This is a genomic window from Clostridia bacterium (assembly GCA_028698525.1).
In the GTDB taxonomy this organism is placed as follows: Bacteria; Bacillota; Clostridia; order JAQVDB01; family JAQVDB01; genus JAQVDB01.
In genome coordinates this window covers 1-23,752 of the sequence record JAQVDB010000028.1, presented here as the reverse complement: position 1 = coordinate 23,752, position 23,752 = coordinate 1, and the positions used below count along the sequence as shown (strand labels likewise).

The window sequence follows — 23,752 nt, the reverse complement described above, 5'->3', positions numbered from 1 at the left end:
AACATTATTGAATGTTATCATAAAATAAACAAAATGAAGACGGATAGAGGCGCATCCTTTATCAGTAGGTTAGCTGAAGAGTCAGGGATCTTATTACGTTAACTGAAAGGAAAGGGTGCCGAAGGGTTTAAACTCCCTGAACTTTAAATCCTGGTCTTAATGTCAACAACGTTAAGACTGCCATCTTTTTAATCTTGACGATGGAGCGCTATCTGTTTTTGGATTTTTGCCTATTTTTAATAGACAATACTGAAAACAGCTGGTTGCTTTCTTTCAACCAGTTATTTTTATATATACACTATTTCTATCAAATATATAAAATTTGCATAGTATAATAAATATAAGAGGAGGATAATTATATGCAAAAATACAATTTAGCAATTGTCGGTGCAACTGGAATGGTTGGTATGAAAATGCTACAAGTATTGGAAGAACAGCAGTTGCCCATCAAAAACTATTATCTGTTTGCATCTAAACGATCAGCAGGAAAAAAAGTGAATTTTTTGGGTGATGAATATGTAATAGAAGAATTGACTGAAACAGCCTTTGATGGCAAAAATATAGATATAGCATTATTCTCTGCTGGAGGCCAGACCAGTAAGAAATTTGCCCCCATCGTTGCTTCTAAAGGTATAGTAGTAATTGATAATAGCAGTGCCTGGAGAATGGATGATGATGTTCCTCTGGTTGTACCTGAGGTAAATCCACAAGATATCAGCTGGAATAAAGGAATTATTGCAAATCCAAACTGCTCCACCATTCAAGCAGTTGTTGCACTCAAACCATTACATGATAAATATAAAATAAAGCGAGTGATTTTTTCCACTTATCAAGCAGTCTCTGGGGCTGGCATGGAAGGATATAAAGACCTGGAAGAAGGTATCAAGGGAAATGCTCCTAAAAAATTTCCACATCCTATAGCAGGTAATTGTTTGCCCCACATAGATACATTCCTTGATAACGGTTACACCAAGGAAGAAGTAAAAATGATAGAAGAAACAAAAAAAATATTAGGCGATAGCAGTTTAAAAATCACCGCTACAACAGTCAGAGTACCGGTATTTCACGGTCATAGCGAGTCTATTAATATAGAATTTGAAAATGATTTTGATATGGATGAGCTAAAAAACTTGTTAAAGAATTCAAAAGGAATAGTTGTACAAGATGATCCACAGAACAACGTGTATCCCATGGCAGTCTACGCACAAGATAAAGATCAAGTTTTTATTGGACGTATAAGAAGGGATTACAGCGTGGATAGTGGCGTTAACCTTTGGGTTGTAGCTGATAATATAAGAAAAGGTGCTGCAACAAATACTGTTCAAATAGCTCAACAACTAATAAATTTTTGGGAAAGCAAAAAATGAAAGGGTGTATTAAATGAGTTTATTTACCGGATCGGGGGTTGCTATATGCACTCCCTTTAATGATGATGGAATTAATTTTGATGCCTATCAAAGATTATTGGATTTTCAATTATCCCAAAATACAGATGCGATAATAGTGTGCGGTACAACTGGGGAACCATCCACGATGACTGTTCAAGAGAAAATTTCATTGATAGATTTTACAGTAAAAAATGTTAACAATCGTGTTCCTGTAATTGCAGGCACTGGTGGAAATAATACATCTGAGGTAATAAAAATTTCTGAAAAAGCCCAGGAGTTAGGTGTTGATGGCCTGCTAATAGTTACACCGTATTACAACAAGACTACCCAAAAAGGGTTAATCCAACACTATACAGCAATAAACAAGGCAGTAGACATACCTATCATTATATACAATGTTCCCGGCAGAACAGGATTAAATATTTCTCCTGAGACGGTAGCTCAATTAGCTCACCTTGAGAATATATCCGGAATAAAAGAGGCCAGTGGAAATATTACACAGATAATGGAAGTAAGTAGACAATGCCAAGGAAAACTAGACATTTATTCCGGTAATGATGATCATGTGTTGCCGATTTTATCGGTAGGTGGAAAAGGCGTGATTTCAGTAGCTGCGAATATAATACCAAAAGATATGCATGATTTGGTAGAAACTTTTATGAAAGGAGACATAGCTTCCAGCAGAAAAATCCAATTTAGAATCAATCCATTAGTTAAAGCATTGTTTTCAGAGGTTAATCCTATACCTGTAAAAACAGCGCTTAACCTTTTAGGCTTTGACTTTGGCAATCCTCGTCTGCCTCTAACTACAATGGATGGAAAAAACCTGAACGCATTAAAAGATGAAATGGTAAGTTACGGCCTTAAACTATAATAAGGAGTGAACATACATATGATAAATATCTTGCTAAACGGATGCAATGGTGCCATGTGCCAAGTAATAGCTCGTTTGGCATCTGAAGACGATGAAATAAATATTACAGCCGGAGTGGATAAGTTTCCTGAATCGAGAAAAAACAAGTTTCCAGTATACAAATCAATTAATGAATGTAATATAAAAAACCATGTTATAATTGATTTTTCAAGGCCGGAAGCACTCCCTGACCTGCTTGAGTATGCAAAGGTTAATAAAGCAGGAGTAGTGATTGCTACTACAGGGCTTTCAGAACAAGATTATAAGTTGATAGAAAAAGCATCAGAATATATTCCTATATTCATATCTTCAAATATGTCAATAGGCATTAATCTTTTGTTGGACTTAGCTAAAAAGTGCACTGCTGTGTTAGGAGATAAATTTGACATTGAAATAATCGAAAAGCATCATAATAAAAAAGTAGACGCCCCTAGCGGCACAGCCTTGACTATAGCAAAAACAATAAATGAAGTGTATAGGGACTCTAAAAGCTTTTGTTTTGGCAGAGATAAAGATTCAGGCAAAAGGAGCAATTCTGAAATAGGCATACATGCTGTCCGCGGTGGAACTATAGTTGGTGAACATACTGTATTATATGCAGGTAATGATGAGATTATAGAAATAAAACACACTGCTCAATCAAAGGATATATTTGCCATTGGTGCTATAGAAGCGGCTAAATTTATATACAAAAAGAAAAACGGTATATTCACCATGCAAGATCTTTCCCTTGAACAAAGCGGTGTTACATCGGTATATACATCAAATGATCAAGCTATGATAACTATAAACTGCAGAGATGATAACCCAGAGACAGTCACCCATATATTCAACAATATAGCAAGTACAGGAATAAACGTGGATATAATAAGTCAAGCACGATGGGACAATAATGTAAATATCTGTTTTACAATATCCATAAAAGATGTTGAAAAAGCAATACACACCTTGTCAGAAATTAAAAACGTAAAAATCCAGCATAATATCGATATATGTAAGATAACTATAGAAGGTAAGGGTATGGAAACACAACCTGGTATAGCCGCAGAAATATTCAATATTTTTGCAAGTCAGTCTGTTAAAGTTTTAGCCGTTTCAACATCCGAAACAAAAATATCCTGTATCATTGATAAAAAAGACCAAAAAATTGCTGTTGAATCGGTTATAAGAGAATTCGAATTGTGAATATAGATATAGGGTAAACAGTAAATTACATGCTGTTTGCCCTATGTTTTTTTATTGCCTTTTATATATTTCCTTTTCCAGCCTTTTACCGGTGGGGGTGACTGCCAGCCCTCCCATAGCCGTTTCCCTAAGAGCGCATGGAATCATTCTGCCCACCTTATACATGGCATCTACTACCTCATCAAAAGGTATCAGACTTCTAATTCCAGCAAGTGACATATCTGAAGATATCAATGCATTTACAGTTCCCATAGCGTTCCTTTTCGAGCAGGGAGCCTCTACCAATCCAGCTATCGGGTCACACACAAGCCCTAAAACATTCTTTAAAGCAATTGCTGCAGCATCCAGCGCCATATCTCCATTGCCTCCTAAAAGTTCTACAATCGCTGCAGCTGCCATAGCAGAAGCAGAACCACATTCAGCCTGACATCCCCCTTCAGCTCCCGATAATGTTGCATTGTTAGCTATTATCATTCCTATACCTGATGCAGTAAACATAGCTTCAATCAACTTTTCTTCCGGAATATTTTTATGCTCTGCTACAGTGATAACAGCCCCTGGTATTATGCCACAAGATCCTGCTGTAGGAGCAGCAACAATTCTGCCCATAGCAGCATTCACCTCGGTAACAGCTAATGCCCTGCTGACTGCCAACGTTATCGTGCTGCCACATATGGATTCTTTTTCTTTATATCTTTTGTGCAATAATTTTCCTTCTCCTCCAATAAGACCGCTTATTGACTTTATATCTTCCGATAACCCTTCTATGTAAGACTGTCTCATCACATCTATAATATTTTTCATATCACTAATTACATCATCTTCACTTGAGTCTTGGAACTGACTCTGATATTTAATTACTACTTTACCCATAGGCAATGACAATTCACGAGCAATATCTGCCAGCTGCTTTCCTGTACTAAAATCTATCAGCATCCTACATCCCTCCTATACAGGTTTGACTAGTTTTACATCTTTTATTTCAGGTATTTGTAATATACACTCAACAGCATTCTCACTTGGCATTTGATCTGTCTCCAAAATCATGGATGCTGTTAAACCTTTGTTGTTCCGATAAACCTTCATAAAAGCAACATTTATATTGAACAGCGCTAAAACAGATGATACTTTGGCTATTACGCCCGGCTTGTCCATGTGTTTTGTAACAATAGTTGGATATCTCCCAGTTATTTCAAGCCTTTCGCCATTTAATTCAGTTATTATTATTTCCCCTCCGCCGATAGAACTGCCTACTATTTCTAAATGCTCATCGTTTTCAGTTTTTACTATGAATTTAACAGTATTGGGATGCACATCTCCTAAGTCTGCCTCTTGAAAAGAAAAAGATATATCTTTTTCCTTTGCAATACTAAATGCATCCCTTATTTTATCATCATCCGGTTTCATACCCATAATCCCTGCAACAAGTGCTTTATCAGTACCATGTCCCTTATACGTTTTAGCAAAAGAGCCATGTAATTCAAATTTAACATCTACCACTTTCCCCGAACAAATACTAGCTGCAGCCCTCGCTAATCTAACCGCTCCTGCAGTATGGGAACTTGAAGGCCCAACCATCACCGGGCCTATTATATCAAACACGCTTCCATTCATACTCTCTCACCGCCAATATATCATTCATTGATATTAATGAACCTTCGTTAAATTCATTATTTTCATTCAGTATAACATAATATAAAAATATTAAAAAGGAGCCATTTATTGCTCCCTTTTAAGTGCCATAAGAAATACCTTTTCCTCCTCTTTTTTATTCTGATTTATTAATTCTTCTGCTCTCTTCAATTCTTTCTCATGGTTTTTGTTTAATTTCGCATACTTAAATTTTTTAGGTTCATTCATAAAAACACCTCCATATCTATTATTAGCTATTTACCTTTTAAAATAATTAACATTTTTTACGTATTGATGTTATCTGTCGGGGAATACTATCATTAAAAGTAAAGGAGATGATTTTATGAATAGTTTCTTTGATAGGCTTGCACTTATTCTAGTAATCATTGGAGCCTTAAATTGGGGTTTAATAGGGTTGTTCCGTTTTGACCTGGTCGCCAGCCTATTTGGAGGCCAAGCAAGTCCATTAAGCAGAATAATATACTTTTTAGTTGGAATAGCAGGTTTGTATTCAATTATATTTCTTTTTAGGGATGTAAAAACAGAAGAAGGGATAGAAAGATAGGATAGAACTAAAAAAGGATATATACCGAAACACTGTATATATCCTTTAAAGTTTATAACTTTTATTTTCATTTAGATTTAAAATATAATTGACCTTTTATGTGTAACCTTCTTATACGTGAAGTTTCACGTCCTAAACAATATTTTATCCAATTAAACTTTTTGGTATCATAAAACAAAGGTCTGTTCAAAACTTTCTCAACAACTCTTATAGTCTCCTTATATCGTTGCCCAAACTGGGCTTTTAACTTTTGTTCCAGCATCATTTTGATTTTTTGCTCAGTTAATGGTTGTTTTTCTCTTTCTAGAATATACAAACAAACTCTTTCCAGCCAATATGCTATTTCAATATATTCAATTCTTTTTAAGTAATTGCAAACCCTATTATTGTTCAATCCTTGTTGGATGCTTTCATTTTCAATAATTGAAATATGCTTATCATTTAACTTATAAACATCGTATATCATCCCATCCACACGCTCATTCAATACATAGTAGTGTTTAGTGGATCGTAATTTATCCTGTTTTATTTTTCTCAATACATCGGCAATATGTCCCTCTTTCAGCCTTTTCCCCAAACATGGGGTTGCAATCTGCTGAGCTAACCCCTCTATCTGCTCCACAACTTCACATATATCCCGCTGAATCTGTCTATCGCTATATACAATAGGACAATTTTGAATATGGTATATCTTAAGCTGTGGAAACAGTTTGCCAGTTTCCCTTACTATGCTCCTATAGAAAAAGCTCAATAATTTAGAATTTAACAATGCTAATATATATTTTACGGAATATCTATCATCCACCACCAATAAAGAATATAGGGTATTCAACAATGCATATCCCTGTTCATCAAAGGCAGCTATTATCCTATCGGCTGTTTGCCTTATTAGTATTTTAGGATTATATATAAACTCTTCTCTCATGTATGTGGCATATTCCCCTTTATTCTTATCTATTATGTTTTTGTCCATATTTATATACTTTCCATTCCACATATAGAAATATCTCCCTATATCACTGCCTTCCAATACTTTTCTGAAATCATAACCATAATCATTTGTCTTTACTATTTTTTTCTTCACGTTTCCTGTTGCTATGCCTGCAATTACTTTGCATATGTCTTTTATATATTCTGTTTTTACCTCAATAATACGCATTTTTAATTTATGAATATATTCATCCGAATAAATATCAAATATACTATCTATATTGTAAGCAAAATATTTCTGTGGAATAATATTATAATCGGAATCTTGAATTGATTGGTGCTCGGTGGTGTGTGATGCATCAAGTGAAAGTATGTTGTTTTGCATATCAGGATTATCTGTATTTTGTATCATCAGCACAGACATACTTATGTCTACATCCTTAAATATTAGGTTTCCAAAATTCACTAGAAGGTTTATATTAAACCTGGATAATATATACTTTCTTATCAGGATAAAATTATTGTTATAGAGCAAGGTGGTGGGCACAAGATAACTTATAACACCTCTGCTAGTCAAGAAATCCATACTGCGCTCAATAAATATGCTATATATATCAAACCTTCCCACAGCATATTTATAGTTTCTTATAAGGTAATTCTTATCGTAAAACCTGTTGATATTCCTATTTTCAATGTATGGAGGATTACCTATAATCATGTCAAATTTATAACAATCTATCTTTCTATCAAATATAGTGTAAATATTCCCCCGCTTATATTTATCCTTTTTTAAACTATCAATATTAACTAGTCTTAAATGTGACAATTCTATGTCATAGTTGTTTTGTTTTAATAAAACGTATAATGATAGAGCTGCTATATATAAAGCTTTCCGGTCAACATCAAAACCATAGGTATTCGCAAGTATATTTCTCAGTTGTTTGTTATCGTAAGGGCTTATAGTTTTTAATGCTTTTTCTATATAGTAAATGACAAAATTTCCTGTACCACAACCAGGATCCAGCACTTTATAATTTGTCAGCCTGTCAGAATCTATGGAATATATCGTAAAAGCATTATCTAACATATACTTTACAAGCCATGGAGGAGTAAAGTATTGACCTAATTCCCTTCTCTGTCTTGTGTTCAAAGTCTGATATATGCATGATAAAAAGTCCTTCCTTTTACAAGTATCTTTAGGAATTTTAAAAGATATCATCTTTTTGCAACAATCAGATGAAGGATATGACTTTTTGTCTTCCAGCATATGGATTATCAATACCATGACATTTTCTATTTCAGGATAATCATTATATAAGTTTTCAAATCTAAAAGAACTATAGTCTATCCGGATAATATTATTGAATTCAATAAATTTTAGAAATGATATAATTATTATAAAATCCACTATATCATTATACTCATCAATACCATCCCGAATCAGCACATTCTTTAATTTGTCGGTATAAACTTTTACATCTTCCACCTTGTTTCTCCCCAAAGTCAGTCAAAATCTTTCATATAATTATCTATTACATATAAAGCTGCACCCTTTACAGAGCTATAGGGCTCTAAATCAGAGATTACAATTTCAGAGTTTTTATATGAATCTTGCAGCACCTTTCTTTTGACAGTATCCATCAATGACTTTATCACATATTTTTTATATGTAGCTATCTCCCCACCCAAAATCACTAGTCTAGGATTGAGTGAATTTATTATATTAGCCACACCTACTCCTAGATACATCCCTACCTCATTTAGCACTTTAGCGGACAATAAATCCCCCATATGAGCGGCTCTGTTCACATCTTTGCTGGTAAAATCCCCCTGGCACTCCAAAATAGAACAATACCCCTTGTTTATCCCTTCTTTTACCCTGTCTATTATACGGCTCTCCGATGCCATAGCTTGCAGGCAACCAAAATTGCCACAAGCACATCTGGGACCATCAACATCTATAGTGGTATGTCCTATTTCTCCTGCCCCCTCACTTACTCCCCTGTATAACCCATTATTTATAAAAAAACTCGCTCCTATACCATGTCCTATTTTTAAACATACAAAGTCGCTAATACTTCTTCCTAAACCAAACCAGCTTTCACCAATAGCCATTGCTCGCACATCATTTTCTATATAAACTGGCACTTGAAACTCATCCTCTATCGCTTCACCTAAATTCAAATTCTTTAATCCAAAATTAGGCGCAAAACTAACTATCTTTTCTTGGGTATTTACAAGGCCGTGGGCAGCAATTCCAATACCTATTACCTTATTGCCATTAACGTTATTGTTAAACATAAGTTGTTGTACACATCTTATGGCACAACTTTTTATATTATCCTCTGTATAATTATCATTAAAATCCACATAGATTTCATCCAGTAAATTAATTCCAAAATCACAAAACACACCCATAACACCTTTTGAATGTAAATGTAATCCTATGACATTAACTGCTTGAGAATTGATCAACAAATATATGGGCTTTCTCCCTCCGCTGGATTTGCCCAGCTCACCCTCCTTTATCAATCCTCTTTTTATCAATTCAGCTGTAATATTGCTTATGGTAGGATGTTTTAAATTTGTTTTTTGAGCGATTTGAGTCCTGGATATAGGCCCATATCGTCTTATAGTGTCCAAAACTATCAATGTGTTTGTCCTTTTTACCGTCCTTAGATTGGCCGGCCGAAGATTATTTATCATTTTATATTATCTTCCTTTTCACGGAAATAATGGAGCTTTGGATGCGAACCCTTGCGCAGATAAACGATGCTAAAAATAATATATATTTAAAATTTTTTACATATTTATATAATAGAGTATAACAAATAATAATGCCTTATACAATCATTATAGATTGAAACATGTTGTTTTTGATCTATCCAACGTAATAAAAAAGCATAGGTTTTACCTACGCCTTGTCGTCACAACATTGTTCCATCTTTGATATTGATACCTCATAAGCGGTTTTAGAAATTATCTGACCATTATCTAGTCTTTTTTGATAATCTCGACTTTGTATTCTTCCCCATATTTTTATCCTATCCCCTACTTCCAGTTTATCACTAAAACGTGCATTCCTGCCCCAAGCAATAGCAGGTATATAATCTGATTTATTATATGCTCTATTAACAGCCAGCAGTATATCCGTTATTTCACGCTTGAATGGAGTGGTCCTATAAGATGTAGGCTTACAGATATAGCCATCCAGATAAATCTGATTAGGATTCGCTAATTCTTCACAATCCAGCGAAATATCCTTTGCAAAAATAGTCAGAATTAACCTGTTCCTTCCATCCGCATATTTGTTATAAGACCTCAATTGGCCGGTTATCTGTACATCTATTCCAGCTTTTAACTCTACACCAGTTATCAGCCTCTCAGAAATAGTTACAGGCAGTACATCAAGATAATCGCTAAGTCTAGGTATCTCAATGCTAAAATTATAAAATCCTTCACCATATATTTCATGACTGAATTTCAGCTCTGTTATAATCTTGCCACACACGATGACCTTGTTGGTTTCTAATCCTACGTTACCCAAGATAACCCACTCTCCCTTTCCTTGTACGCATAAAAAGTAACCTAAAATATTAATATTCTGTACAGGACAAGATTATGAATGATTTATTGTTTTTTTCTAACAATAGCCTTATCCATCCATTCCCACCTAGTAAAAATGAAAATCATCACTGCAAAGCTCAAGATAAAAGAAAGACCTATACCCAGCCACAGACCTTTTATACCAAGAGAGGTATAGGACAAAATATAAGCTAAGGGTATCCTAAATCCCCACAAAGATACAATGCTGAGTATCATGGATGTAAAAGCCGCACCTGCCCCTTGAAATGCGCCGTTTAATACTATCCTGCCTCCTATAAATCCATATGCAATTGAAACAAATCTCGTATAGTATCTTCCAAGTTTTATTACTCCAGGATCATTGGAGAAAACCCTAAAAAACAGCTGGGGGAAAAAGGATAAAAGTACTCCTATTGCAGTTAATATTATAAAAGTAGCTTTGACGGAATATATGCTGCTGTCTTTGGCTCTTTCCTTCTGTCCGGCACCTAGGTTTTGACCAACCATAGTGACAGTAGCTTGACTCAAACCTGCAGCAGCGATAAACGCAAAGGAATCAAGGCGATGTCCAAGACCAAAAGTAGCAGCGGCTGTATCCCCAAACATGTTAACCCTTCCCATCAAAAGCGTAGCGCCTAGTGAAATAAGGACTTGGCTCACTGAAGAGGGTATCCCTATCTTAAAAATTTCTTTTAATACCTTAAAATCGATAGACAACTCTTTTAAACTTAGCTTAAAATGCATACGCCCTGAAAAGACTAAATAAGTAAGATATATAGATACCGCTGCCCTAGATATTACCGTAGCATATGCAGCTCCTGCTATTCCCATTTCAGGGAAAGGTCCTATTCCAAATATAAGCAGAGGATCCAATATAACATTTGCTATAGCAGAAATTACACCTGCTATCATTGGCGTATACGTATCTCCTAATCCCCTCAAAACTCCACTTAAAATAAAAAAAGAAAACATAAATAACATACCAAACATTATGATCCTAAAGTACTCTAAAGCATATGGCATAACATTATCAGGGGTGTTAAGTAGTTTAAGAAGTGGGACACTGAAAGCTATACCAGTCACTGAAATTATAACAGCCAGCAAGGATAACATCACAAGTGAAGTATAAGCTACCTTCTTTACCTCTTTTTCTTTACCCGCCCCAAAATATTGAGCTGAAAGCGTGGTGGTAGCTACTGATAAGCCTATCCCTAGGGAAATAAGCACCATAATTACAGAAAAAGTAACAGCAACTGCTGCTATCGCCTCGGTGCTGTTGCTCAACTTGCTGACCCAAAAAGTATCTGTTAAATTATAGATTACTTGTACCAGATTGGTAATAATCACAGGGAGGGCCAACTTCCATACATTTCTTGAGATTTTACCTTGTGTAACATCTATTGGTGTGTTTTGAAGCATATTTTCATCCTCCGTATAAAAAAATACATCAAAGCTGATTTTCAATAACTCTGATGTATCATATTTAAGTTTTCCATGTAATACAATATTATAACATTTTAGAAAGTTAAAATAAAGTTTGGCTATTGGCTATCACTTACGAATTTGCCTGCCGGTATGATCTATCTCATAATCATCCTTATATATCAATTCTGAAATAGGCACTATTTCATACCCTTCTTTCAAAAGATTATCCAGTATCGTAGGCAGTGCCTTGGGCGTGTATTTAGCGTTATTATGAAATAGGACAATAGAACCGTTTTTTACATTTTTCAATACTCTATCTGCAGTATGTTCCGCCCCCAACTCTTTCCAATCAAGGGAATCTACATCCCATTGTATTACATAATAACCTTCTTCTTCTGCAACCCTTATGAGGGTATCGCTATAATCCCCAAAAGGGGGGCGAAACAAAGTTGTGCGCTTTCCAGTCAATTGATAGATCTCGTCTGCAGTTGTATTCAACTCCTCCCTAATTTTATCCTCAGGTAGTTTAGACATTTGAGGATGATTGGTAGAATGATTGCCTATTTCGTGACCTTCATCGCTTATCTTTTTTACTTTTTCAGGATGTTTATCTACCCAAAAACCTACTAAAAAAAAGGTGGTTTTGATATCTCTGTCTTTTAATATCTGTAATATCTCATCGGTGAATTCAGATCCCCAAGCTGCATCAAAACTAATAGAAATTTTCTTGTCCGGTATCTCTACTGAGTAAATAGGTAGCAATTTTTTGTTTAACTTGAACACACTAACTATCCCGGGCAATCCAGCATCTAAAAATGAAGAGGTTAAAATAATAATAATCAATATCAGACAAATGACAAAAAGAGTTTTATATTTTATATATACGATTTTCATATAACACACCCCGTGTTTTTATTTAATGTTTATTTCTCACAGGGTATAATAATGCATGTCTATTCCAATTAATCGTAATTTAATATTCCATTATCCATCAGCTTGAAGTCATCTATATATAAATTCGGACTTAGTATAATACAATCTATGTGTACACCTGCACTTATATTTCCCCCAAATGTATCGTTGCTACCAAATGCAATATGAATTGTTCCTATTTTTTTCTCATCCTCTAAAGTGTTGCCGGTAAGCAGCGCCTGCGGATTTGTTCCTATCCCTAACTCTGCAACATTTCTACATTTATCAGTATCACCCAACATGTTCAAAAATTTTTTGGCCTGCTCTCCCCCTTTTGCATCCTGTAACAGACCGTCTTTTATTTCTAAAACAATTGGAGAAATTACTTTGCCTATATCTGCTATACTGCCGTCCACCAAAATTTCACCTTGAGCACTTCCTTCTAACGGTGCAATATATGCTTCACCGGAAGGCAAATTTCCTGATTCTCCCCTGCGTAAATATCTGCCAGTACTTTTAAATGCCTTTCTCCCATCTATGCACATTTTTAGTTTAAAACCATCTTTTTCAATCAAAACATTCTTTCCCTCATCCAACAATTCAGCTACTCTGTCGGTAATATATTCTACTTGCTTATAATCAGCAGTGATTGCACCCTTTAAGAACATATCCTCTGTAATACCGGGCATTGTTGCAATTCTAGCCCCGGCAGCAGCAGCCTGCCTTCTAGCCTTTGTATGTGTTATGGAATGCTTTGTTAGACACATTACTATATCCGAATGCTTCATGGCTTCAGCTACCGGTTTAGGCGGCTCTTGCCCCGATCTTTCAATACTTCCCGTATTGAGAAATATAGGCTTGAGTTTTAAAAGTTTAGCCGCATTGTATATATGATCAGAAAGCGCTCTTGTGCTGTCGTCACAAACTATTAGGCAAGTCTCATCTTTATTAGCTCCCATACATTCAGTCAACAGCTTTTTAGCATTTTGCTCTAATTTGTCCATTATCAGTCTTTGCCTCCCATAGTCTTTAAATGTTTCATACAACCATATAGCTCCAATATTAACTTCCATTCATCCTGATCGTAAAACTCACATTTTTTATTTCCAAAGCTTTTAGCAACCTCTAAAGCAAATCTAGCCGCCATTTCTACATCAATCTCGTGAGATGCACCTGATGCACAGCCGGGAACAATAGATTGTGTGGTTATAGCAACTCCCACAACTGGACTGGATGTAGCTATTGCCGGCTGGAGTATGCTATTAATATGGTGCAAGCCATTACCATAAGGTGTTATATCCTGTACCGATATTGGCAATACAACCGGAAGCTTTCCTGTTACAATTTCCATCAAATCTAGCAACGAATCACTTACTTTCAATATATATCCATCCTTAACAGTAGGAGTAATGGCAAAACCTTTTGCATTTAATATCCTGTTACCTTTTGTTGTATCTATCGATAGTATAGCATCCATCCTAGGATCTACTTCCATTGAATTCATTGTCCTCATATCTACCGGGGATCCCATAAATGGAACAGGTTCGTGGGGCTGGGTAGGTGCATCAGGACATATGTGAGTAGCTATTATCACATCACCTTGTAAAAAATCACCTTTACCCTTCATATCTACTATCTTAGCGGCTGCCGAAAGGGCAGCTAGAGCACCGTCCCCATCAGAAACGAAACCCGGTATTTCCGGCCTTGCACCTATCCCTCCCAATCTTCCTATAATGCCTAAAGTAGGTGCGCTGCCGCTTTTACTTTTACCATCCTTTCCCTCTATAAATATCTTAATAAAATCCGTCTTCCCAACATCGCTCTTTATCTGCTTTACCACAACACTATCTAGCCCTTTATCGGCTAAATACCCCTTAACACATTCTCCATTTACTGCAGGATGGTCTAATATTTCCATCATATCCATCACCTGTTTTAGCATTATATCCACCTCCCAGTTTATATTAAAAGATATACTTAATTATTTGTTTGTTAATTGCCTGCTCACAAACCTTAAATAAATCAGGATCATACATCCCTTTACCCAGCTTCAAATTATCTTTTGACACTTTTATAACAACAACATTCTGCCCTACCTCCGCTTCTGCAGAGGTTATAGGCAAACAATCCTTCTCATCTATCAGTGCTATAAGATCGGGAAAAGTAGCAATTCTTTGGCCTTCCTTCTCCAAAGTCATATACTCATTCCAAAATGTGATTTGAACCTGATCAGACAAACCCAACCAGCCCACATCAAATCCACCTTTTGATTCTAGATTGATAGATTCTATGTGGAATTTGCCTATAATCTCTCCCCCTAAATAATCACACACACTTTTTGCTGTATAGCCAAGGCCCTTTTCTTTAGAGTCAATCATACGCCTGCCTATCTCTATAGCTTGTTTTATAGAACCTACTGCCCCATTATTAGCAGCATATCTTTTTGAAACAGGGTTTCGTGCCACCGCAACCAATCCTCCTGCATTTACTGCCGCACTCCTTATAATATTTGAACATTTCTGTACCGAGCCGATAGACACCACCTCAATATAATTGCCGTCCTGCTTGCTGCCGCCTACGCCTACCTGTATTGCCCTATAATCTGCTAGCTTATGCAGACCCATAGCTCCCATCACACTTGTGGGATGAGCTCTTCCATTACACGATACATCAACTAACGGAATACCTAACATTGAAGCCTGTAGCCATCCGTTGAGTGTAGCCAGCCCACCTGCTTCGTTGCTCATTATTGCATCAATTTTAGTGCCGGATAACTGCTCAATAAGTTTAATCGCACGAACATAATCAACCGGTTCAGCATAGGCATCTTGGGCAGAAGGGGCGCCGACTGCTGCAACATTCACCAACACAGCATCATCTTTGATATCCTGTACGTCAACTAATTTAGGTGAAGAAAATTGAACGGCGAGCGTAGCAAGCTTTTTCCCCTCATTTATAGCTCCGCCACCCCCTCCACCTAAAAAGCATCCCCCTATAGCCGCAGGCTCTATCATTCCCTGATTTAACATAATCTCTGCCATCTGCCACACCTCTTCCTATCTTGATAATCTAAAATACTCAATAAAAATTCCAGCTGCCAAAACAGGATCTATCACCTTTAAACCGATTTCTTTTTCTATCAGCATCCTTATTCCTATCGTTGACATGCCTGTGCAGGCTAAAACTATCCCATCACATCCCATATCTTTAAGGGACTCACATGCCTGCAATATGTTGCTTTTGCTGCCGTTTTTATATAAATCCAAAGTGTTGCTTATCCCTTCCGGTTTTATATAAAATTTAAATTTGTCACCTAAAATTCTCTTTATTACATCGGGTACCTGTTGGGTTATCCCTACAACACCAATATTATCTCCTGTTCCAACTGCCAACGCCGCTGCACTTGAACCTGCTCCCACCACTGGTATGTGCAGCAGTTTCCTACATTCCTGTACGGCAGGATCTGCGGCGCAGCTGATGAGAATTATATCCTGTCCTTGGCTCTCTAATTTTTTAGCAATTTCAATAATTTTGGGTATAGCTTGTTCTTCGGTATTATCATCATGTATCCCTTCAGGCTGGCCTTCTATACATTTAGTGGTGATGCAAAAATCATTGAAGTATTTGTTTAAAATATCAGAATGTACCTGCAGTTGTTTTTGATCTTTTAAAGTTATTACCCTGATCAATCCTACATTAAACTTTCCCATCAACAGTCGCCCCCCAATTTAAAAATATCTTTAAAAAAGGCTGCCCTAAGCAGCCTTTTTTAAATTATCAATATTTTACCAATTCATCATAAATAAAGGGTTTTCTATCCCTTAAATACGATATTTCAGTTCTAAATTTGTCTATATCATCTAAATCTATAGTTACTACCTCTACCATTTCCTTGTCTTTTGGCAGTTCAGCAATTATTGTGCCTCGTGGATTACACACCTTGCTCTTGCCGAATAAGTGTAAATCCCCCTCCATACCTACCCTGTTAACACCTACCGTAAAAAGAATATTCTCTAGAGCCCTTTGGGAAACATTCAAATCCCACATATCTTCATCCTGTATTCTCCAAGCAGCAGGTATAAAGACTATCTCTGCTCCTTTTAAACATAGGGTTCTGCATGCCTCTGGGAATCCTGCATCATAGCAGATTATTATACCCAGTTTACCAAATTTAGTGTCAAATATATCATAGCTAGACCCTTCTTTAAAATATAATCTATCCAGTGCCCATAGATGACTTTTTGCAAAGCTACCTATCATATTCCCACCGTCGTCAAATACAATAGCTGAGTTAAATAATACTCCCGGTAAATCCCTTTTTTCTGCAAATGGAGCAATAACAAACACTTTATTTTGTTTTGCAGCGTTAGAAATCTCACTAAAAGTATAATCAAAATATTTCAATCCGAGTTCAGCTATCCTCTCTTTTAATATGCTCAAATTATAACCCGTAGAGAATAATTCAGGAAGACATACAATATCAGCACCCTTGTCCGCTGCTTCTGTAATAAGTTCAACAGCTCTACCTGTATTATATTTGACGTCCCCTAATTTTGATTCCATCTGGGCTATACCGATATTTACCTTTCTAGCCAACATTCACACCTCCTTCAGATTCTTTTATAAAAACTTCTTTATCAAAAATTAATTCTAATACATAATAAACTATGCCTGAGCAGATTATTCCATTGATGGGAGGAAGTCCAAGTTTTTGATTTGTGGTTATATATGATATTAAAAACCCAATAATCCATGATATTATAGCTATCCAGTTGATACCTTGGCGTATGACCAGTTTCCTTTTTCTTATGAAATAATACTCTACCCACATAATTCCCGCAATAGAAGGAACAGTCATACTCAAAATACTCAAGAAATTTTGAAATCTAAATATAATACCTGAAGCTGCTATTGCTGTACCTATAATGCCTGCTACAAAAGTTAAAGTCTTTCGCTTTTGGTTGGGCAACACATTTTTAAGGGCTAATCCTCCTGAATATGCATTGGAAAGATTGGTAGACCATGCAGCCAGCAAAAGTATAACAAAAGCAATCCAATGGAATCCTAAATTAGCAAGTACCTCTGTTATATCCCATGTCGGTGCTTGCATAGCAATGATTCCTGCTGCTACCTGCTGAAATATAGATATTATTGCAAAACCAACAAATCCTACTATAAGAATATCTTTAAAACCTTTAGTATATCTAGTATAATCCGGAGATATAATGGCGCCAACGATTATCAAGCCTACAACCATATTTACCCCTTCAATAAGGGTCATGCTTCCGGCTGGAGTATAATTGGCTATCGCTTGTACGCCATTTGATCCTAAAGTTTTTGCTAACCCCCAAATCATCAATATGATAAGTGGAGGTATAGCTATATAGTTGAATAGTGCCATTGTTTTAAAACCATATACTGCTACTATAACCATCAGTAAACCTAAAATTATAATTGCCAAAGTCAAATTGATACCAGGAAATATCTTTTGTACCGATAGCCCTGCAACTCCTGCTTGGATACCAAACCATCCAAAACTAGTTATACCGAGCATCAAAGATATTATCCATTTGCCACCTATTTCCCCAAATGCGCCTTTTGCTAAAACGTAGGTGTTTAATCCCTCTTTACTGCCTATATACCCTTGAATGCTCAGTATCAATACCAGCAAGAGGTTTCCTATAATGGAAGCTATAATCAAACCTTTAAGTGCCATTCCGGCAATTAGAGCACCACCCACCATCAATTCAGAAATAGCGATATTGCAGCCTAAAATATTAAACAGCGGCGGCCCCCAACCTGTTCTTTCCTCTTTAGGAACAGGATTCAATATTAAATCTTCCCTTTCCTGCATGCAAATAACACCTCCGTAAAATAAAATATATAGGGTAAAAACGATACAACTTCCCTATATATATTTTATAATTTTTTCAATTTTTAAACTATGGCCACTATTAAATAAATATTAACTAAATTTTTGTGCACCGATGAACAATTATCCCCTATTTTTCAGCGAGTATTTTGTACAGCTCCAGGGCTAATCTATATTTGAATCTTTCTTCACAACAATCGAAATCATTGTTAAAAATTTTTCTTACTTTTTTCATCCTGTATATAAAAGTATTTCTATGTACAAAACATTTTTCTGCCGACTTTGTAATATTCCCATCTGATTTCACGTATGCATACAGTGTATTTGTAATTAGCTCTCTTTCTGAATGGCTGATGCCTTCCAGAGGTTCAAGCATGTATTTTACGAATTTCTTTGAAATACTCAAATTGCTTATGCTGTTAAGCAGTACATAATGTATTATCTGATCAAAAAAATATATATTCTTATTCTCATGAAAGTTGGATTTTTGACGGGCAGCATAGCTAATATATGAATAGATAGAATAGATATTTTGAACATCTGTTACTAACTTGCTTATCATACACATAAAATCTTTATCTGAACAACTCAATTTATCATTCTTAAAAAGTTCTTTGATTATATTCCGCTCCCAATTTTCTTTATTGGTTATCGAATAAATCAACACAAAACTACTGTCTATCCATGCATAAATAGCTTTAGGATTAGACTTTATATTTTCCATATTTACATATCTTTCAAAAATGCCCTTCTGTCCACACTGAATCAATATTATTACAAAAGGGTAAGTAAAATCAAAATAGCTATTGATAGATTTCATCTGTTGCTTTAGCCTATTGGAATCCTTGTATTTGTTTAAAACAAGGATTTCCTTGAGTTTATCACTTACCCACCTTTCCTGATTCTGTCTCATCAATATCTCTTTGTAAAGGGTATGGGTGATCTCTATATAAGGTATATCAGGAGGAAGCTGTATAATCGGAATACTATATTGATTCGCTAAGTCAATCATATTTTCGGGAACGCTCTTTAAGAACCTATTGATTTTTATTATAATACCTGCTGCGTTCTTTTGAGCTAGCTCTAAAATCAACTTCTGTTGAAGTGCTTGGCTGTCTTTTATAGCATAGCCAGTAGTAAGCAGCAGTTCTTCGCTCCTTATCCAACCTGATATATCAGGTACTTCCTGTATATCCACATAGCTTACTATTCTGTCTAAACCTTTTTCACCTGCAACCACAACACCTCTTTTTAATTTTCCAATCTCTAGAGCTTCCCTTACTGTCATTGCCATATACATCTTCCTCCATTTTTTATATTAAGGAATAATTTTATGACTTTCGACTTTGTAATGACTCGACCAGAAAAATTAGAACAAAAATTTATCCAAATATTAGGGAATCCAAGTCCCTAGGATAGTGTGTTACCAGTTCACATCCATCCTCTTTTACTATCACAGTATCAGAATGCCTGAATCCTCCTATTTCAGGTATATATATACCCGGCTCTATGGAAAATACCATTCCAGCCTCTAATACCATGTCTGAATCAAACCTCAAATAAGGCTGTTCATGAGAACTTATGCCTATAGCATGTCCCACTCTATGTATGGCATATTCTCCAAAACCAGAATCTTGAATCACTTTTCTCGCTGCAAGGTCCACCTCTTTTGCAGTTATCCCTGCTTTAATTATATCAATTCCAGCTTTTTGAGCCTTGACGGCAACATCGAAGGCTTCTACCTGTTCAGCTCTAGGTTGTCCAATAAATATCGTCCTTTCGCATTCTGCCCTATATCCGTTAAACCCCACTTGTCTGCTATGAATACAGACATCGCCACTCTGAAGTTTTCTTGTATTGGAAAACACATGGGGCATTATACTCCTTTCAATGCCCGATGGACTCATTACAAAAAAGTCTAAATTTGCATCTGGAAATTCAGCAGAGACCTTATTGAACAATCCATGATTGCCAAATTGATCTAGATCCATTTCAGTCACTCCGGCTGCAGCATTGGCCAGCGATTCTGCTACAGCTAGATCTACCAGCTGCCCTGCTTCACGGATCAATTCCAATTCATCCTCATCCTTTAAAAATCTCATCTGTTTTATCTGTTGACCGATATCCTCACATGTAAATCCTTTTTCTGAAAGGTGTCTCTGAAAAGATAAAGATATATTGTCAAATTCTATGCCTATCTTACCTGTTGCACAATTTTCTGATAATATACTGTCAAAATGCTCAAAAAACGAAATTCCACCGTCTGCTTTTTCCGGATGCTCATAATATACATATAAATTATCTACATTTGCATCTTGTTTTGCGTGCTCTTCTTCAAGGGCTGGGACAATCAGTAAAGTGCTGTCCTGATTGATGATTAACCCAATAGGCCTTGAATAAGTGATTGCCTTAAATCCGGATAAATAAAACAGGCTATCCGGATTTAAAACAACACAAAAACTGATATTTTTACATTTCATATATTCTCTAATAGTGGACATCCTTTTTTGATAATCCATCCAAATCACCTCTTTATCATTATCCTAAATTTTCAGGGTTTAAACATTTCAATTCATCCAGTACAAATACCCCATCCTTTCTTATCAGGACATCATCAAAATATATATTGCCTCCACCATATTCAGGCCTTTGTATACATATCAAATCCCAGTGTATAGCAGATTTGTTTCCATTACACGCATTATCATAGCATCGGCCGGGGGTGAAGTGGAAGCTTCCATCAATCTTTTCATCAAAAAGAATATCGGTCATAGGATGCTTTATTTTAGGGTTAACTCCAAAAGCAAACTCGCCTACATACCTGGCCCCTTCATCAATATCGAATATTTTATTTATCTTTTGTGTGTCATTTGATGTAGCTTTGACTATCTTCCCGTCCTTAAACTCAAGTACCACATCCCTATAAATAAATCCCTCATACGCCGACTGTACATTGTAGCTTATCTTGCCGTTAACAGAGTCTCTTACAGGTGCAGTATATACCTCTCCATCAGGTATGTTATTATGCCCATCCAGTGCAACAGCCGGTATGCCTTTTATTGAAAAAGTCAAGTCGGTACCTGGTCCAGTAATCCTCACCTTATCAGTTTTGTTCATCAACTTAACCAAATTCTGCATGGCTATTCCCATCTTTCTATAGTCAAGAAGACAAACATCAAAATAAAAATCCTCAAATTCCTCGGTAGACATGCCTGCTAATTGTGCCATAGCATCATTAGGATATCTCATAACTGCCCATTTTGTGTTGTTGCACCTCTGATCAAGATGTATGGGTCCCCAATATTTTTTCCTGTATATGCCTATTTTGTCTTCCGGCACATCATTCCATTCGCTCAAATTCTCGGTAGCTCTTATATCTATATAGGCATCCATATCTTTCATTCTATCTAGCTCATATTTTGCGATATCCCCCATATGCTCCTCATCAGCACCCTTTATAAGAACCCTCTCCACCTTATAGTCAAATATATGAACAAAGGGTTTTCCCCCTGCTTTATACGCTTCTTCTACAAGAGCCCTCAAAAGCGGGACAGCGCGGCCGTGCATCTCTATCAATATTTTTTCCCCTTTTTTTAAATCACAAGAATAATTTATCAACTGATCGGCAAATCTTCTTATCCTTTTGTCTTCCATCAAAAGTCATCCTTTCTTCAAGATAATAAATAGAGGAAGGCAGCCTTCCTCTAAAAGTCAAAAAACATAAATAAATTTTTATGAAAATATCTCTTCTATCACTTCAGGATCAGGCTTAGGGGTCAAAAGACTTACTATTATCAAAGTCAATATTGACAATGGTGCAGCTATCAATATGCTGTTTAAGCCCCATGGCCTGGCTAAAGGTATTTCCCATATCAATGTAGTCAATCCTCCAATTATTATGGAAAACAATCCTCCATACTTAGTAGCCCTCTTCCAGAGTATTGCTGCAAGAACAGCAGGAGTTATAGCTGCCCCATACATCGTATAAGAATACATCTGCATCTGAAGTATTGTAGGAAAGAAATTCCCTAAAATATATGCCAATGCCCCAAGAACAACTATAGTTATCCTTGTAAATTTTAATTTCTCCTGTTCGCTAGCATCAGGCTTAAAAAATTTAAGCCATAAGTCATAGGTAACATTTGTAGCAGCGGAAAGCAGATAAGAATCTCCGGTAGTGATCATAAAAGCCACTGCCGCAGCTAATATTATCCCACCTACAGCAAAAGGGACACTTCCCATAGCTACTTGCAGCATTGCAGTATCTGCATGTTCTAACGAAGGATAAAATACGATAGCAGCTGATACAAATACTACAGATAAAAATATCACAACTATCTCACCGATAAAAAAACCTATATTTGATTTGCTGGCTGTCTCTTCATCTTTCGCCGATGCAAATCTCTGGTACATATTTTGATCTCCCAGTATCAGAAATATGAGCGGAAAAATATATCCCAGCAACTGGATGGTAGACATGCCGCCTGTCCAGGTCATCTTTTCAGCAGGTATCTGAGAAAATAAGCTGCTCCACCCTCCTGCCTTAGAGAGCAGAAAAGGAATCCCTAGTCCCATACCACCTACAATTAAAAGAGCACTTATAAAATCAGAATATGCAACAGTTACCATTCCACCACTCACTGCAAAAAATATTATAAAAACCGCTGATATCAATGTAGCCACATTAAGATCTAGCCCTGTGGTCAAATTAATAACATATCCGCCGCCCTTAAACTGATAAGATACAATCCCAACATATGCCAAAACTATAGCAATGGCTGCTAATGTCCTAGCTAATGAACCATACCTCATCTCCAAAATTTCAGGTATAGTATATTTAGTTAATTTTCTAACCCTACCGGCCATAAAATAAAGTATAATGATACCTACAGGAGCGCCGATAAAATATAATATACCCGTCAACGGCCCATATGTATAGATAAAGTTAGCTGCACCTGTTACCGTTCCACCTCCTACCCATGTAGCAAGCAAAGTACCTACCAACACGATAAGGGGCAGATTTCTTCCTGCTACTACAAAATCATCACTGTTCTTGATCTCTTTCTTACTAATGAAAATTCCCATGACAGTAAGGATTAAGAGATATGCAATTACAAATAGTAAAAATCCAATATTCCCCATGCTTACATCTCCTCTCATTAAGTAAAGTACTACTTATAAATAATGTTGATTACTCAGAACAAATCACCATTAAATATTATTAATTCTACACCAAAACTTTAATTCCTTTTAATATACTAAACTATTATATTTTTATAATCCTTAGGAGCATTGTTAAGAACTTGACAGCCTTTTTCAGTGACTAATACTAGGTCTTCCACCCT

22 protein-coding genes, 1 pseudogene and 1 riboswitch are annotated in these 23,752 nt (G+C 36.1%); of the genes and pseudogenes, 5 read left to right on the top strand and 18 right to left on the bottom strand.

Annotated features, from left to right (window positions below; all coding sequences use genetic code 11):
• Positions 1-36: 36 nt before the first annotated feature.
• A riboswitch (Lysine riboswitch) is annotated at positions 37-219 on the top strand.
• Positions 220-359: 140 nt separating this feature from the next.
• From PHP06_05650 to PHP06_05635, 4 genes and pseudogenes are all read left to right on the top strand, one after another.
• Positions 360-1,367 carry an aspartate-semialdehyde dehydrogenase gene (locus PHP06_05650; GenBank protein ID MDD3840041.1) on the top strand — a complete coding sequence of 336 codons (1,008 nt, stop codon included), beginning with the start codon at positions 360-362 and terminating at the stop codon, positions 1,365-1,367.
• A gap of 13 nt (positions 1,368-1,380) precedes the next feature.
• Complete coding sequence (gene dapA, locus PHP06_05645; protein ID MDD3840040.1) at positions 1,381-2,262, top strand: 4-hydroxy-tetrahydrodipicolinate synthase; 882 nt, start codon at positions 1,381-1,383, stop codon at positions 2,260-2,262.
• 18 nt (positions 2,263-2,280) lie between these two features.
• Positions 2,281-3,027 (top strand): annotated as a pseudogene (gene dapB, locus PHP06_05640) (4-hydroxy-tetrahydrodipicolinate reductase).
• A gap of 51 nt (positions 3,028-3,078) precedes the next feature.
• Positions 3,079-3,486 carry an ACT domain-containing protein gene (locus tag PHP06_05635; protein ID MDD3840039.1) on the top strand — a complete coding sequence of 136 codons (408 nt, stop codon included), beginning with the start codon at positions 3,079-3,081 and terminating at the stop codon, positions 3,484-3,486.
• Between the two features lie 51 nt (positions 3,487-3,537).
• Here PHP06_05635 and sdaAA read toward each other — a convergent pair whose 3' ends face one another.
• From sdaAA to PHP06_05620, 3 genes are all read right to left on the bottom strand, one after another.
• Entirely contained in the window at positions 3,538-4,419 is an 882-nt protein-coding gene (gene sdaAA, locus PHP06_05630; GenBank protein MDD3840038.1) for an L-serine ammonia-lyase, iron-sulfur-dependent, subunit alpha, read from the bottom strand.
• Between the two features lie 15 nt (positions 4,420-4,434).
• Positions 4,435-5,100, bottom strand: coding sequence for an L-serine ammonia-lyase, iron-sulfur-dependent subunit beta (gene sdaAB, locus PHP06_05625; protein ID MDD3840037.1), 666 nt, complete (start codon positions 5,098-5,100; stop codon positions 4,435-4,437).
• Positions 5,101-5,205: 105 nt separating this feature from the next.
• Positions 5,206-5,346, bottom strand: a complete 141-nt coding sequence (locus PHP06_05620; protein ID MDD3840036.1) for a hypothetical protein — start codon at positions 5,344-5,346, stop codon at positions 5,206-5,208.
• A gap of 115 nt (positions 5,347-5,461) precedes the next feature.
• Here PHP06_05620 and PHP06_05615 point away from each other — a divergent pair, with 115 nt between their 5' ends.
• Positions 5,462-5,683, top strand: a complete 222-nt coding sequence (locus PHP06_05615; protein MDD3840035.1) for a DUF378 domain-containing protein — start codon at positions 5,462-5,464, stop codon at positions 5,681-5,683.
• Between the two features lie 67 nt (positions 5,684-5,750).
• Here the strand turns inward: PHP06_05615 and PHP06_05610 are convergent, their stop codons facing one another.
• The 15 genes from PHP06_05610 to PHP06_05540 all read right to left on the bottom strand — a co-directional run bounded on the left by PHP06_05610 (position 5,751) and on the right by PHP06_05540 (position 23,549).
• Positions 5,751-8,099: a TaqI-like C-terminal specificity domain-containing protein gene (locus tag PHP06_05610; protein MDD3840034.1), complete on the bottom strand. Its 2,349-nt coding sequence runs from the start codon at positions 8,097-8,099 to the stop codon at positions 5,751-5,753.
• 17 nt (positions 8,100-8,116) lie between these two features.
• Positions 8,117-9,319, bottom strand: coding sequence for an ROK family transcriptional regulator (locus PHP06_05605; GenBank protein MDD3840033.1), 1,203 nt, complete (start codon positions 9,317-9,319; stop codon positions 8,117-8,119).
• A gap of 208 nt (positions 9,320-9,527) precedes the next feature.
• Complete coding sequence (locus tag PHP06_05600; protein MDD3840032.1) at positions 9,528-10,160, bottom strand: single-stranded DNA-binding protein; 633 nt, start codon at positions 10,158-10,160, stop codon at positions 9,528-9,530.
• Between the two features lie 83 nt (positions 10,161-10,243).
• On the bottom strand, positions 10,244-11,617 hold the full coding sequence (locus tag PHP06_05595; protein ID MDD3840031.1) for an MATE family efflux transporter: 1,374 nt from the start codon (positions 11,615-11,617) through the stop codon (positions 10,244-10,246).
• 132 nt (positions 11,618-11,749) lie between these two features.
• The gene (gene pdaB / locus PHP06_05590; GenBank protein MDD3840030.1) at positions 11,750-12,517 is read right to left on the bottom strand and encodes a polysaccharide deacetylase family sporulation protein PdaB; all 768 of its coding nucleotides are present in this window, start codon (positions 12,515-12,517) and stop codon (positions 11,750-11,752) included.
• A 68-nt stretch (positions 12,518-12,585) separates the two neighbouring features.
• Complete coding sequence (locus PHP06_05585; protein MDD3840029.1) at positions 12,586-13,539, bottom strand: aminopeptidase; 954 nt, start codon at positions 13,537-13,539, stop codon at positions 12,586-12,588.
• Positions 13,540-13,541: 2 nt separating this feature from the next.
• Complete coding sequence (locus PHP06_05580; GenBank protein ID MDD3840028.1) at positions 13,542-14,480, bottom strand: DUF1177 domain-containing protein; 939 nt, start codon at positions 14,478-14,480, stop codon at positions 13,542-13,544.
• 19 nt (positions 14,481-14,499) lie between these two features.
• Complete coding sequence (locus PHP06_05575) at positions 14,500-15,576, bottom strand: DUF917 family protein (GenBank protein ID MDD3840027.1); 1,077 nt, start codon at positions 15,574-15,576, stop codon at positions 14,500-14,502.
• Positions 15,577-15,591: 15 nt separating this feature from the next.
• Entirely contained in the window at positions 15,592-16,245 is a 654-nt protein-coding gene (locus tag PHP06_05570) for an AroM family protein (protein MDD3840026.1), read from the bottom strand.
• Between the two features lie 67 nt (positions 16,246-16,312).
• Entirely contained in the window at positions 16,313-17,134 is an 822-nt protein-coding gene (locus PHP06_05565; protein MDD3840025.1) for a carbon-nitrogen hydrolase, read from the bottom strand.
• Positions 17,124-18,389, bottom strand: coding sequence for a cytosine permease (locus PHP06_05560; protein MDD3840024.1), 1,266 nt, complete (start codon positions 18,387-18,389; stop codon positions 17,124-17,126). Before PHP06_05560 ends, PHP06_05565 begins: the two co-directional genes overlap by 11 nt.
• 148 nt (positions 18,390-18,537) lie before the next feature.
• Positions 18,538-19,701: a PucR family transcriptional regulator gene (locus PHP06_05555; GenBank protein ID MDD3840023.1), complete on the bottom strand. Its 1,164-nt coding sequence runs from the start codon at positions 19,699-19,701 to the stop codon at positions 18,538-18,540.
• Positions 19,702-19,789: 88 nt separating this feature from the next.
• Positions 19,790-20,926, bottom strand: coding sequence for a Xaa-Pro peptidase family protein (locus tag PHP06_05550; protein ID MDD3840022.1), 1,137 nt, complete (start codon positions 20,924-20,926; stop codon positions 19,790-19,792).
• Between the two features lie 19 nt (positions 20,927-20,945).
• On the bottom strand, positions 20,946-22,061 hold the full coding sequence (locus PHP06_05545; GenBank protein MDD3840021.1) for an aminopeptidase: 1,116 nt from the start codon (positions 22,059-22,061) through the stop codon (positions 20,946-20,948).
• 78 nt (positions 22,062-22,139) lie between these two features.
• Positions 22,140-23,549: a sodium:solute symporter family protein gene (locus tag PHP06_05540; GenBank protein ID MDD3840020.1), complete on the bottom strand. Its 1,410-nt coding sequence runs from the start codon at positions 23,547-23,549 to the stop codon at positions 22,140-22,142.
• Between the last annotated feature and the right edge of the window lie 203 nt (positions 23,550-23,752).